Origin of the sequence: Mesorhizobium sp. C264A, from assembly GCF_040324515.1 — a bacterium.
Taxonomy (GTDB): Bacteria; Pseudomonadota; Alphaproteobacteria; order Rhizobiales; family Rhizobiaceae; genus Mesorhizobium.
In genome coordinates, this window is the sequence record NZ_JAMYVY010000001.1 from 3,269,125 (window position 1) to 3,281,849 (window position 12,725).

At 61.4% G+C, this 12,725-nt stretch carries 11 protein-coding genes and 1 pseudogene; 7 read left to right on the plus strand and 5 right to left on the minus strand.

The annotated features are described in order from the left end of the window. The first annotated feature begins 232 nt into the window (after positions 1-232). The 4 genes from NKL04_RS16130 to NKL04_RS16145 all read left to right on the plus strand — a co-directional run bounded on the left by NKL04_RS16130 (position 233) and on the right by NKL04_RS16145 (position 4,619). Positions 233-550 carry a class I SAM-dependent methyltransferase gene (locus NKL04_RS16130; RefSeq protein ID WP_156933386.1) on the plus strand — a complete coding sequence of 106 codons (318 nt, stop codon included), beginning with the start codon at positions 233-235 and terminating at the stop codon, positions 548-550. A 477-nt stretch (positions 551-1,027) separates the two neighbouring features. After that, positions 1,028-2,224 carry an IS256 family transposase gene (locus NKL04_RS16135; protein ID WP_023700062.1) on the plus strand — a complete coding sequence of 399 codons (1,197 nt, stop codon included), beginning with the start codon at positions 1,028-1,030 and terminating at the stop codon, positions 2,222-2,224. A gap of 155 nt (positions 2,225-2,379) precedes the next feature. Beyond that, the gene (locus NKL04_RS16140; protein WP_023703209.1) at positions 2,380-3,504 is read left to right on the plus strand and encodes a glycosyltransferase family 4 protein; all 1,125 of its coding nucleotides are present in this window, start codon (positions 2,380-2,382) and stop codon (positions 3,502-3,504) included. Continuing rightward, the gene (locus NKL04_RS16145; protein ID WP_023703208.1) at positions 3,501-4,619 is read left to right on the plus strand and encodes a glycosyltransferase; all 1,119 of its coding nucleotides are present in this window, start codon (positions 3,501-3,503) and stop codon (positions 4,617-4,619) included. Before NKL04_RS16140 ends, NKL04_RS16145 begins: the two co-directional genes overlap by 4 nt. A gap of 533 nt (positions 4,620-5,152) precedes the next feature. On the opposite strand, the gene NKL04_RS16150 is transcribed toward NKL04_RS16145, so the two are convergent. After that, positions 5,153-5,746, minus strand: a complete 594-nt coding sequence (locus NKL04_RS16150; RefSeq protein ID WP_023703207.1) for a biotin transporter BioY — start codon at positions 5,744-5,746, stop codon at positions 5,153-5,155. A gap of 117 nt (positions 5,747-5,863) precedes the next feature. Here NKL04_RS16150 and NKL04_RS16155 point away from each other — a divergent pair, with 117 nt between their 5' ends. After that, on the plus strand, positions 5,864-6,772 hold the full coding sequence (locus NKL04_RS16155; protein WP_023692735.1) for an MBL fold metallo-hydrolase: 909 nt from the start codon (positions 5,864-5,866) through the stop codon (positions 6,770-6,772). 2 nt (positions 6,773-6,774) lie between these two features. Here NKL04_RS16155 and NKL04_RS16160 read toward each other — a convergent pair whose 3' ends face one another. Together NKL04_RS16160 and NKL04_RS16165 are read right to left on the minus strand one after the other, a co-directional pair. After that, positions 6,775-7,557 (minus strand): DUF1499 domain-containing protein, encoded by a 783-nt coding sequence (locus tag NKL04_RS16160; protein ID WP_023703206.1) that lies wholly within the window; start codon positions 7,555-7,557, stop codon positions 6,775-6,777. A gap of 122 nt (positions 7,558-7,679) precedes the next feature. After that, positions 7,680-9,308 carry a fatty-acid--CoA ligase gene (locus NKL04_RS16165; RefSeq protein WP_023703205.1) on the minus strand — a complete coding sequence of 543 codons (1,629 nt, stop codon included), beginning with the start codon at positions 9,306-9,308 and terminating at the stop codon, positions 7,680-7,682. Positions 9,309-9,620: 312 nt separating this feature from the next. Here NKL04_RS16165 and NKL04_RS16170 point away from each other — a divergent pair, with 312 nt between their 5' ends. Next, complete coding sequence (locus NKL04_RS16170; protein ID WP_023670697.1) at positions 9,621-9,980, plus strand: hypothetical protein; 360 nt, start codon at positions 9,621-9,623, stop codon at positions 9,978-9,980. 159 nt (positions 9,981-10,139) lie between these two features. Continuing rightward, positions 10,140-10,530, plus strand: a pseudogene (locus NKL04_RS16175) (DUF427 domain-containing protein). A 165-nt stretch (positions 10,531-10,695) separates the two neighbouring features. Here the strand turns inward: NKL04_RS16175 and NKL04_RS16180 are convergent. Then, positions 10,696-11,472, minus strand: a complete 777-nt coding sequence (locus NKL04_RS16180) for a polysaccharide deacetylase family protein (protein ID WP_050590348.1) — start codon at positions 11,470-11,472, stop codon at positions 10,696-10,698. 89 nt (positions 11,473-11,561) lie between these two features. Then, on the minus strand, positions 11,562-12,662 hold the full coding sequence (locus NKL04_RS16185) for a glycosyltransferase family 9 protein (RefSeq protein ID WP_023703202.1): 1,101 nt from the start codon (positions 12,660-12,662) through the stop codon (positions 11,562-11,564). Positions 12,663-12,725: the final 63 nt, after the last annotated feature.

Consider the following 12,725-nt stretch of genomic DNA (forward strand, 5'->3'; position numbering starts at 1 on the left):
TGCCTGAAGACACCAAGCGGCGTAGCGGACTCTGACGCTCAAATCTGTTGTGTGTCGTGCGGAATACTTCTCTCAGTCGTGTTTTTCTAAATGGTCGCAGCTAACTCACCACTCCCTACCATCGGAAAGTGTGGGAATGCCATGCAATAGCGGCCTTGAGCGAGCGTACCAAGCTTTGGTGGTGCGAGGGAGCGAACCACTCTCCAGCCTATTTGCGTCGCATGACGTCTATGTGACTGCCTCCGACCTTGCATCCGGCGAAGCGTCAAAGGGATGGTCTGACACTGGTCAGCACGCCGCCGCGCTTGACGCACTGTACAAGCCTGAAATACTTGGCCGCGCCAAGTTCGATGACCATGTGTCTTTCATGTCAGTGGACATGACGGTTGCCCCACATCCAAACGAGGCGTTCGACTTCTGCTGGTCGGTCTGCTCGCTGGAACATCTAGGTTCACTGAAGGCCGGAATGGACTTTGTAATGGAATCCAAGGGTAAACTGAAAGGGCGGCATCGGCGTTCATACGACCGAATTCAATCTGACAGCAAATGACGGCACCATCGCGGATGGTTGGTGCGTTCTCTATAGCGAGCGCGACCTGTTGGATTTGGGGCGCCACTTGCGCAGAATGGATGCCGCTCGGCCACGGTCGATCTGGACGGTTGGCACCCATGAGCATGATATCAAAGCCGATCTGCAACCATATCATCAGAATGGACTGCAGCATCTGAAGCTTCGTTTCGAAGGCTATGTGACGACGAGCGTTCTTCTGATCGTGCAGAACTAGCCAGCAACAGTAATACGAGCCCGATTTGAAAACTTCCGCCTGTTGGCAAGCTTGCATCAAAACATCAAGGCCAGCACCCGCCAGTTGGATGGGGGTTTCACGAACCTGCCACTACGACAGGCGGGCGACTTCTTCCGAGTCAGCGGGTAGTGTGTTGAGAGTTCTGCAAATTCGCTGAGAGAGGGCGGTCATGGCAGGCTGGTGATGTTCAACGTCACCGATTCCCTGGAAGGAACGCCACCATGACCAAGACAGAAGGTAAATCGACCAGCGCTGCCGTCAAAGACATTCTGCTTTCGAACCCGGAGGGGCTGCACGAAGTGATCCGTGCGGTAATGCAGGAGGTTCTCGAGGCCGAGATGGAGGAGGCGCTGGGTGCTTCGAAGGGCGAACGCACGCCTGAGCGCCTTGGGTATCGCTCGGGTTACTACGGCCGCACCCTGGTCACCCGGGTGGGCAAGCTTGAGCTGCGGGTTCCACAGGACCGGGCGGGTCACTTCTCCACCGAGCTGTTCGAGCGCTACCAGCGTTCCGAGCGGGCCTTGGTTGCGACGCTTGCGGAGATGTATGTGCAGGGCGTGTCGACCCGCAAGGTCAAGGCGATCACGGAAGAGCTGTGCGGTCATGCGTTCTCGGCTTCGTCGATCTCGGCCATCAACAAGCGCTTGGACGAGAGCCTGAAGGCGTTTGCCGAACGACCGCTTCAGGAGCCATTCCCCTACCTCATTCTCGATGCCCGCTACGAGAAAGTGCGCGAAGCCGGCATCGTGATGAGCCAGGCGGTGCTGATCGCGGTCGGCATCGACTGGGACGGGCGCCGGCAGATCCTGGCCGTGGAGATGGCCAATCGCGAGAGCCGCTCGGCCTGGAAGGACTTCCTCGTCGGCTTGAAACGACGCGGTCTCAAGGGCGTCGAACTGGCCGTGTCCGACGACCATGCCGGCCTGGTCGCGGCGATCGGCGAGGTGATCCCAGAAGCAGCATGGCAGCGCTGCTACGTCCACTTCCTCAGGAACGCGCTCGATCACCTGCCCAGGAAGCACGGCGACGACTGCCTGCAGGAACTGCGCTGGCTCTACGACCGGCGCGATCTCGCCGAGGCCAAGGCCGATCTCGCCGCGTGGCTGTCCAAATGGTCCGCCCGCTACCCGCGGCTGACCACCTGGGCGGAAGAAGCCATAGAACAGACGCTGACTTTCTTCCGGCTGCCGCGTCAGCATCACAAGCACCTCAAGTCCACCAACATGCTTGAACGGCTCAACGAGGAAATCCGCCGGCGCACCTATGTCGTGCGCATCTTCCCGAACGCCGAAAGCTGCCTGCGCCTGGTCAGGGCGCTGGCCGTCGAAACCAACGAAAACTGGATGGAGGCCAACCGCTATATCAACATGGATGATCTGCGCGAGCACAAGAAGCTCGCTCTACGCCAAGCCGCATGACCAGTTTCATGATCGCCCCATTTTGCAGAACTTGACGCACACAACCAGTCAGCGGTACGCATGGTAGGTTACCTGCTATGCTGTGATCCTGCCCCCCCTGATTCCACCGTACAAATGTCTGGAATCCTTCGTCTGGTTCACTTCCGGGAGCCCCCTTGAAAATCGGCATCGACGGCAGGAACCTCGGATCGGCCACGGATGGAATCGGCAGGTTTGTCCACAAGTCGATCGAGGCCTTGTCGGCGCTCGGTGCCGAGGTATCTGTCTATGCTCCGGCCCAGATCAACGCCAACTACGAGTTGCCGCCCGGCGTCGTCTTGCGCACTGCCAGCTTCAAAGCCCTGCCCGGGCGCGTGCTGTGGGGGCAAGCCATCCTGCCCTCATGGGCCGCGCGCGGCCGGCTGGATGTCTTCTGGGGGCCGGCTCACCGGTTGCCCCTTCGACTGGATGAGCGGATCGCTCGGGTGGTCACCATTCATGATCTTGTCTGGGTGCACGCGCCGGAAACCATGCGCGTCCAAACCCGGATGGGCGACCGCATCATGATGAAGCCGGCATTGAAGAGCGCCGATGTCGTGGTTACGGATTCGGCGGCTATGGCCACTGACTTGGTGGCCGAGTTTCCCTGGCTGAAATCGCCGATCAGGACCGCCCCCCCAGGTACGACCGCCCTGCCCGCTCCATCTGGCCTTTCAAGCCTAGAGCCTCTCGGCATCACCAGCCCCTACGCGCTGTTCGTCGGCACGCTGGAACCCAGAAAGAACCTGCGCAATTTGATAAACGCGTACGGTTTGTTGCCGGCAAGCACGCGGCTGCACTGCGATCTGGTCATCGTCGGCGGCAGCGGCTGGAAGCAGACCAGCCTGGCCGACGAGGTGCGGCTTGCCGGGCTCGAGAAAAATGTCATCTTCACCGGCTTTGTCGACGACGCAACGCTTGCCACGCTCTATTCAAACTGCCTTTTTCTGGCGATGCCGTCGCTCTATGAAGGTTTTGGCTTTCCGATCGTCGAGGCGCAGTCTTTCGGCAAGCCGGTGCTGACCTCGAACACATCGTCGATGCCGGAAGTCGCTGGCGACAGTGCAATTCTTGTCGACCCCAACGATCCCGAGGCAATGGCCAGCGCGTTCGGCCGGCTTTGCGTCGACGCGCAATTTCGGCAAAAAATCGCGGCAGGCGCGCGCCGGAATGCGGAGCGCTTCACCTGGGAAAATCACGGCAAGGGCATGCTTGGCATTTTTGAGCAGGCCATCGGGCAGAGACGAAAGACCTTCGCTTGAAAGTCCTGCACTTCTTCAAGACCTACTGGCCGGATACATTTGGCGGCATAGAGCGGACGATCCATGCCATCGCGCAAAGCACTGCAAGGCACGGCATCGAAACGGAAGTGCTGTCGCTGAGCCGCAATCCGCGCGAGGCCACGCAGCGCCTGGACGAACACATGGTCACAAAAGCCAGGCTGGATTTCGAAGTGGCCTCGACCGGGTTTTCACGGGAGGCTTTCCGCACGTTCAAGGCTCTCGCCGGCAAAGCCGACCTGATCCACTATCATTTTCCATGGCCGTTCATGGACATCGTGCATTTTCAATCCCGCCACGGCAAGCCGAGCGTCGTCACTTATCATTCCGACATCGTCAAACAGAGGCTCGTCCTGCCTTTCTACCGACCGTTGATGATGCGTTTCCTTGGGGACGTCGATGCGATCGTGGCGACGTCGCCGAACTATCTGGAGTCGAGCCCTGCCCTCAGGGCATTTAAGGCCAAGTCGGAGATCATCCCCATCGGCATCGACGAAAATGCCTATCCTGCGCCAACCGAGGCCGACAACAACTGGTGCCGATCGACAGTCACGGAACCGTTCGTGCTGTTCGTCGGTGTCCTGCGCTACTATAAGGGGTTGGATGTCCTGATCCAGGCCGCGGACCGGATCCGCTGCAAGATCGTCGTCGCCGGCTCTGGGCCCATTGAGCGGCAACTCAAGGCTCAGGCCGAAACGCTGCGCCGCGACAATCTGATTTTCCTTGGCGACGTTGCCGAGCCGCGCAAAATGGCGCTGCTTCACAGCTGCCTCGGGTTTGTTTTTCCCTCGAACCAAAGGTCGGAAGCATACGGGCTTTCGCTCGTCGAGGCCGCGATGTGCGGCAAGCCGATGATTTCGTGCGAAATCGGAACAGGCACAAGCTATGTGAACGAAGCCGGTATAACCGGGCTGGTGGTTCCGCCTTCGAACCCGGCGCGCCTTGCCGAAGCCGTCAACCGGTTCGTCGATTCACCGGTCGACATGGCCAAATGGGGCCGCGCTGCGCGGGACCGCTACATCAGCCTCTTCACCGCCGACAGAATGGGTACGTCCTATGCCGATCTTTATCACCAACTCGACAGCCGCCGACGCTGAAAGCGGCCTCGCTTCTGCAAGGACCCGTGGGGGCATCACCTTTCACGTCTAGGCATACCGACCACCCCCGCCAAGGCGTTTGCAACGTTCTGTAGCGATTATTCTGTAGCAAGATGAGCCCGCTCTCGTTCTCTCTGAAGATCTTTGATGCCCAATGACCTACCTGGAAAGGCGATCTTGCCGGCCATGTTTAGTCGCAAGGCGCGTCGATGTCGTAGTCGGAAAACTTTGGCACGATATCTCTCTCGCGGCATTATGAGCTCGCCATAAAGTCTGATTTCAGTGACGATCTTGATCTTGCCTAGGCGACCGGACGCTGTTGAGCGATCGACGTTTTTTCCAGCTCACGGCAACCACTTTTGGCCCTATGCCGACACATGACTAAAAACTTGTCCGGGGTCACTTCAAAAAAGCATGCAAAATCCGTATTTTCCTTTTAATGTCATTATGATAGCTGTACTCTCCGTAAAAAGCCGTACCCCGATTTTACATTCTTTTATTCACGTAAAATTCGGTGGAAAAAACCTCCGGTTTCAGGGCTGCTTGGGCAGCAGCGACCATACCGCCGGCACCAGGCTGGCGGCGAGCGCAACCTTGATCAGGTCGCCGAGGACGAACGGCAAAACGCCGAACTGCCACGCCTTTTCCGCGCCGATGAGGGTGGCCAGCCAGGCAAAGCCCATGGCCATCATGACGATTTCGGCGACCAGCATGGCGTTGAACAACTTGATCGGGTGGCGGTCCCAGCCGCGGTCGGCGGCCCAGCCGACAATGGCCGCCATGACGACGAAGCCGGCGAGATAACCGCCGGTGCCGCCGATCATGTAGGCGATGCCGATGCCCTTTTCAGGCGTGCTTTGGAAGACCGGGAAGCCCATGGCGCCTTCGGCCATGTAGAGAAGCAGGGTAGCGACGCCAAGCCGCAGGCCAAATGCAGTGGCGATCAGCAGGACGGCCAGCGTCTGCAGCGAGATGTCGACCGGCCCGAGCACGACTTTCGTCTTGGCCGACAGGGTCAAAAGCAGCGTTCCGGCGATCGCCAGCAAAAGCTGGGTTGCCAGGCGCTGCGCGCCCTCCTGGGGCAAAGCGAGAGAAACAAGCGGGCGCATCGTCGTTGCAAGTGCCATGGTCTTCCCCAATCCGGATTGCCGCAGATCGCGGCCTTGCGTTTTTCTATATTGGCTTCCGTGTTATGCGGCAATCAGTTTTGCCGTCTTCCTGAACAGAGATTCAACGACACCGCCATGGCGCTCAAATTCGACACCAGCTTCGATCCGGCATATGGCGAGGGCGTCACCGTTGCGCCGGACGTCTTGCGCGTCACCGCCAAAAACCCCAGCCCGTTCACCTTTCACGGCACCAACAGCTACATCGTCGGGCGCGATACGCTGGCGGTGATCGATCCCGGCCCCGATGACGAGGCGCATTTCCAGACGCTGCTCAAGGTGATCGCAAACCGGCCGGTCAGCCATATCTTCGTCAGCCACACGCATCGCGACCATTCTCCGCTGGCCGCCCGGCTGAAAGCGCACACCGGCGCTATTGTACTGGCCGAAGGCCCGCACCGCCCGGCAAGGCCGCTGCGGATCGGCGAGATCAACCCGCTCGACGCCAGCGCCGACACGGTTTTCGTCCCGGAGATCGCGTTGCCCGACAATGCGCTGGTCGAGGGCGATGACTGGACGATCCGGACGGTGCTGACGCCGGGCCACACCGCCAATCACGCGGCATTTGCGCTCGAAGGCACCGGCATCCTGTTTTCAGCCGACCATGTGATGGCGTGGGCGACATCGATCGTGGCGCCGCCGGACGGAGCGATGGCCGACTACATGGCCTCGCTCGACAGGCTGATCGCGCGCGGCGATCGCCTGCTGCTGCCCGGCCATGGCGGCCCGGTGACCGCGCCGCGCAGCTTCATGCGCGGCCTCAAGACCCATCGCAAGATGCGCGAACGGGCGATCCTCGAACGGATCCGCGACAGCGACCGGACGATCCCGGACATGGTCAAGGCTATCTACCGGGACACCGACCCGCGCCTGCATGGCGCCGCCGGCCTGTCGGTGCTTGCCCATCTCGAGGACCTGGTGGCGCGCGGCCTGGTTGCTACCCAGGGTGACCCGGCCATCGACGGCGTTTTTGTGCCGGTGGGGTAAAACTACTCAGCCGGCGCGGCACCCACCTGCCCTGCAACCTCCTGGTCGAGTTCGGCGAGGAACCCGACGATGCGCGCCGCATTGTCGCCGAGGTCGTAGCGGCCGTAGCGGGAGGCTGAGCGCATGTCGACGACGATGGTGTCGCCATCATTGCTGACCCGGATGGCGACGTCGGCGGGCAGGCCTACGACGAAGCTCCGGGCAACGGCCGATATCGTCACCTCGTCTTGACCGTCCGTCACCGGATATGGCGCAGTAAGTTGCCAATCGCGGCGGTCGAGCACGGTTTCAACGGCGTCGACGACGGTTTCGAACGGCAGATTGTAGCTGTGCCCGGTGACCAGCGGATAGGCGTCGGCCTGCAGGCGCACTTCGCCAGGCGTTGGCGGCGCGAGCACGTTCATGTCCTTGGTGCGGTCGCTGGTCTCGAGCACCGGCGGATTGTCGAGGTCCGTCGAAATGTCCCTCAGGGGCGGCGTGGTCGCCGCCAAATAGGTGGCAAAGCCGTAGGGCGTCAGCACCAGCAGCGCCAGCAGGGCGCCGACCGAGAGGTCGCGGCCGCCACGGTCACCGAAATGCCACAGCCGGGACAAAGCGAGGCCGGCAAACAGCAAAGCGAACGCGGCAAGCAAGGCGACGATCGCCAGCACCCACAGGAAGGCCGGCGTTTCGACCAGTTCGAAATGATGGCCGGCCAGCACGGTGAGCAGCAGGACCAGGGCAAAAGCGCCCGTGCGCCGCGACCAGCCGGCCGCCTTCGATGTCTGCCGCTCGTCAATTTCCATTGTCTTCAGCACCGCCCCAACCCGCACAGACGCTTAGAGCAAAGGATGCTCAAATTGAACATCCCCTGCCCTAACGTTTTTGCGGCCGGTAGCTTGAAGGTCAAGGAAACGCACGGTCCCGGTCAATCCGTCGGCAGGCGGTAGTCGCTGAACTGCTTGCGCAAGGTGATCTTCTGGATCTTGCCGGTGGCGGTGTGCGGGATTTCACTGACGAAAGCGACGTCGTCGGGTATCCACCATTTCGGCACCTTGCCGTCCATGAACGCCAGTATATCGGCCTTGCTCGGCTCCTTGCCGGGCTTGGCGACCACGACCAGCAAGGGCCGCTCGCCCCATTTCGAATGATGGACGCCGATCGCCGCGGCCTCGGCGACATCGGGATGGCCGACGGCGAGGTTCTCCAGGTCGATGGTCGATATCCACTCGCCGCCCGACTTGATGACGTCCTTGGCGCGATCGGTGATCTGCATGTAGCCGCCGGAATCGATATGGGCGACATCGCCAGTGTCGAACCAGCCGTCCTTGTCGAACTGCTCGGCTCCGACGCCGCCATAATAGGCGCTGGCGACGGCTGGACCGCGCACCTTCAGCCGGCCGAAGGTCTTGCCGTCCCAAGGCAGTTCCTTGTCGTCGTCATCCGTCACCTTCATCTCGACCCCGAAGGGCGGGTAGCCCTGCTTGCCCTGGATATCGAGCCGGTCCTCGCCCTCGAGCGCTTGATACTGCGGCTTCATGGTGCACAGCGTGCCGAGCGGTGACATTTCGGTCATGCCCCAGGCATGGATGACTTCGACACCGTAATTGTCCTGGAATTTCCTGATGATGGCGCGCGGGCAGGACGAGCCGCCGATGACGACTTTGCTGAGATAGGGAAGCTTCTTGCCGGTGTCTTCCAGATGCTGCAGCAGCATCATCCAGACGGTCGGCACGGCGGCGCTGAAGGTCACCTTCTCGGTGTCGAGCAGCTCGTAGATCGAGGCGCCGTCCATCTTGCAACCGGGCATGACCAGCTTGGCGCCGATCATCGGCGCGCTCTGGCCAAGGCCCCAGGCATTGGCATGAAACATCGGCACGACGGGGAGGATCGTGTCCCGCGCGGAGAGGCCCATGGCGTCGGGCATGGCAGCAATCATGGCATGCAGCACATTCGAGCGGTGGCTGTAGAGCACACCTTTGGGATCGCCCGTCGTGCCGGAGGTGTAGCACATGCCGGCTGCGGTGTTTTCGCCGAAAACCTTCCAGGCGAAGTCGCCATCGGCCTCGTTCAACCAGTCCTCATAGGCAACCACATTCGACAGCGTCGTTTCAGGCAGATGCGCCTTGTCGGTCAGGACGATCACCTTTTTCAGCGATTTGACCGCGCCGGCGATCTTTTCCAGCAGCGGCATGAAGGTCAGGTCGACGAAGATCCCTCTATCCTGCGCATTGTTCATGATCCAGACGATCTGCTCGGGGAACAAACGCGGGTTGAGCGTATGGTAGATGGCGCCGATGCCCATGATGCCGTACCAGGCCTCTATGTGGCGCGCCGTGTTCCAGGCCAGGGTCGCGATGCGGTCGCCGAGCACAAAGCCATCGCGCTCCAACCGTTGAGCGACCTTGAGCGCGCGGCGATGAACTTCAGCATAGGTGGTGCGAACGACAGGACCTTCGATCGAGCGCGAGACGATCTCGCGCGTCCCGTGCTGCCGCTCGGCATTGTCGATCAGCTTGTGGCAGAGCAGCGGCCATTCCTGCATCAGTCCGAGCATCTGGTTCCTCCCATTGCTTCCTCGTTTTTCCCGTCTTTTGTTCCATTGTGGGACGAACGGACGGATTGTCCAGCCATGACGTCTCCAACCGTTAACGGCTGAAGCAAGCAGTGATCGAAAGGCGGGGAAAACCGCCACAATCCGGCCATCGTCGACGTTAAGGTTCGTTAACGGGGTAGGGGTGCGGATTGGCGACTGAAAGAGGTTCGCATGGACACGCAGCTCGACGGCAAGCAGATCGACGGCAAGCAGATCGATTACAGGCAGATCGACGACAGGCAGCTGGATGACAGCGAGGCCCAAGACGTGCAGTTGGACGATATTCAACTCGACGACAAAGAGCTTGAAGACACGCTTGCCGCAAGTCTGGCCGATCTCGTGCCGGAGGCCAAAAAGGTCTCCGAAGACGAATTTGTCGAGGTGGTCGGCGGCGCCCTTGAAGCGGTCGGCGGCACGCTGCTGTTCAAAATGTGCGTCCAGAACGAAGGCGAAGGCCAGCATGTCGCCGCCGCATCGATCGGCGATGGCGGCAATCGCCAGTTCCTGCTGCTCACCTTGCCGACAGGCGGCGGCCCACTGAAGGTCGAGACGACGTCAAGAAGCACCAACCCGGTAGCCGGTATTGCCGCGGCCTATGCCGGCCTCATGGACGTGTTCAAGACCGCAGCCTGAGCATTCCACGCGGGATCGTTTTTAGTGATCGGAAGGCCAGCTCTGGGCTACTGGCGAAGGCTTGCGCAACGGGTTCTCCAGACACATTTTAGAGACATGGGAAGCATCCCGCACGCTCTCAATCGGACTGTGCTCCCAATCGAACAAGGAGAACCCCGCATGGACCAGATCGCCAACCCCGCCCCCGGCTTTCAGAGCAATCCCGGCAAGGTCATCACCGTCGAACCCTATCGCGGTACCGTGGTCGTGCGTGCCGGCGATACGGTGATCGCCATCATCGACGCGGGCGAAGCTTCTGTCCGAACCGCCCTACCCCCAGGCATTCTACATCCCCTTCGAAGACATCGACTTCACCCAGCTCGGCAAAACCACCCTGTCGACCCACTGCCCCTACAAGGGCGACGCCAGCTACTGGAGCGTGCTGCCGGCCGGTGAGACCGGCAAGGACGCGATGTGGGGCTATGAGCAGCCCTTCGACGAAATGGCTGAGATTCGCGACCACGGCGCGTTTTATCCCAACAGGGTCAATATCGAAGCAGCACCGGCCTGAGCAAGCGACTCAAGCCGCCGTTGCTCGCTTCGTCATCCCAGGGTCTTCGCGACGGAGCTTCGCTCCTGTTTCATCCTGGGATGACGAAGTTTAGAGGCCTCGGCTAATCTCAAACGTCGGCGACGTCAGTCCAAAGGCGATGAAACTGCCTGCCGCCGCCCAATCCTAATCAGTCGTCCCGTCGTTGCCGACACCGTCGGCGTCATCCAGCCGCACGAACATCAGCCCCTTGGCCTTCAGCGCGAGCAGACCTTGCACGACGCCCTCGCCGGCGGCGTGGGTCGGCTGGTTGATGTGGGCGATGATGACATCGCCATCCTTGGCGGCGGCGATGCGCCGGGCGGTTTCTTTTGCACCAAGCAACGAGCCGCCATCGCCGTTGATCGAAAAGCCGGCGATCTTGAAGCCGAGCCTGCGGATCATAGCGATGGCCGACGGACTGTATTCGGCGGTCGCGCCGCGAAACCATTTCGGCGCCGGCTCGCCGGTGCCAGCGAGAGCGGCGGCGCCCGATTCGACTTCGGCCCGCACCGCTTCCGGGCTGCCGGCGCTGCGGATGCCATAGATCTTGCGCGGCGTGTCGACGGCCGGGATGTGATGGCCGCCATGGTTTTCCAGTTCGAACAGGTCCGGATGCGCGCGCATGATCTCGACGACGGCGGCGTTGCGCTTCAGCCAGATGCCGGTGACGAAGATCGTCGCCGGAATCCGGTTCTCCACCAGCGCCGACAGGATCCTCGTATCGGTCTGGCCGCCGCAGGCGTCGAGCGTAAGCGCGACGCGGCCGACATTGCCACTGCCACCATCCTCAGCCTTCAGATGCAGCGTCGGCTCGACAAGCGGCGCGGCCTGGGCCGAGGACACGGCCAGGATAGATAGCGCCAAGGCGCAAAACAGCTTTTGCAAGGGATGCCTGTCTTGTCTGAGAATCGGCGCTGTCATAGCCGCATCCCAGGACCCGCAACAAGGCGGAAATTGGGATAGTGGCCGTGAGAAAGCTGATATCCCGACAATGTGACCGCCGCGCACCGTCAGACGGCGTGTTCCAGTTCCACATGCGTGCGTGACAGGACTTCGCGCACGGCCGCGACGACCGGTTCGACCTCGAGGCGCCAGACGCAGCAGGCCTTGCTGGGATCGAGCGGATTGCACAGGCTGCCCGCCACGCAATTGCACGGCATGGATGGCTGCAAGGCGAGGCTGGGCACGCCGACCGGTCCCCAGACGGCCGGGCTGGTCAGGCCGAACAGGCCGACAACCGGCGTTCCGGCCGCTGCTGCCATGTGCATGGGGCCGCTCTCATTGCCGACAAACAGCCGCGCCTGCTGCAACACCGCCAGCAGCGTTTCCAGCGACAGCGCGCCGACGAGGTTGACGATCGACGCGGCACTGGCGAGGATCTGCTCGGCCGGCTTGCGCTCGTCAGGGCCTCCGACGAGTACGAAATCCAGTCCGGTTTCGCGCGAAATCGTGTCGAACACGGCGGCAAAGCGTTCATGCTGCCAGCGCCGGCCGTGAAAACTGGCGCCGGCATGCACCGCGACAAAGCCGTTTGGCCGCAAATGGTGTTTGTCCAGCAATGCCTGGGCCCTCGCCGTCTCCATCGGCAATGGCCGAATCGACGGCACCCGCACGCGCAGGCCGACGCCGAGCGGCTCGAGCGGCGAAAGGTAGCGGTAGAGATAGTGACGTTCGCCAAAACCGAACGGCTCGGCAAAGACATTGGCGGGCTGGCGCTCATGCCAGCGCAGCGGCCTTTCCGGAGGATTGTAGCCGATGCGGGTGCTGGCGTTGAGGAACCTGACGATGAGCCGCGATGTCTTTGAATCGGTGAGGTCGATGGTCAGGTCGAAACGGAATTGGCGCAGCTTGCTGATCATAGAATAGAGCTCGCGCCCACGCTCCAGCGGGGTGCCGCGCATGGCGGCGCGGCGGAAGGTCACGACTTCCGAGGCGATGCCGTGGGCGGTCACGAAACTGGCGAGGCGCGCCTCGCAGAGAAAGACGATCCTGACACCGGGATATTCGAGCTGCAGGTTCTTGGCGAGCGTGGAGGACAGAACAACATCGCCGATGAACTTGGTCTGGATAATCAGGATCGAGCGGAAGGGTCTGGGCGAAATCTGTAACATCTTTTTCTCGGCACCGGGCGGGTTGGGGGGCCGTGAAATTGGGCAGAAACGATGTCGGGATTG

Coding starts and splice junctions, on each gene's coding strand:
- NKL04_RS16160 (WP_023703206.1), bottom strand. CDS start 7,557: ATGGAAATTGACGAGCGGCAGACATCGAAGGCGGCCGGCTGGTCGCGG.
- NKL04_RS16180 (WP_050590348.1), bottom strand. CDS start 11,472: ATGACAGCGCCGATTCTCAGACAAGACAGGCATCCCTTGCAAAAGCTG.
- NKL04_RS16165 (WP_023703205.1), bottom strand. CDS start 9,308: ATGCTCGGACTGATGCAGGAATGGCCGCTGCTCTGCCACAAGCTGATC.
- NKL04_RS16185 (WP_023703202.1), bottom strand. CDS start 12,662: ATGTTACAGATTTCGCCCAGACCCTTCCGCTCGATCCTGATTATCCAG.
- NKL04_RS16135 (WP_023700062.1), top strand. CDS start 1,028: ATGACCAAGACAGAAGGTAAATCGACCAGCGCTGCCGTCAAAGACATT.
- NKL04_RS16155 (WP_023692735.1), top strand. CDS start 5,864: ATGGCGCTCAAATTCGACACCAGCTTCGATCCGGCATATGGCGAGGGC.
- NKL04_RS16150 (WP_023703207.1), bottom strand. CDS start 5,746: ATGGCACTTGCAACGACGATGCGCCCGCTTGTTTCTCTCGCTTTGCCC.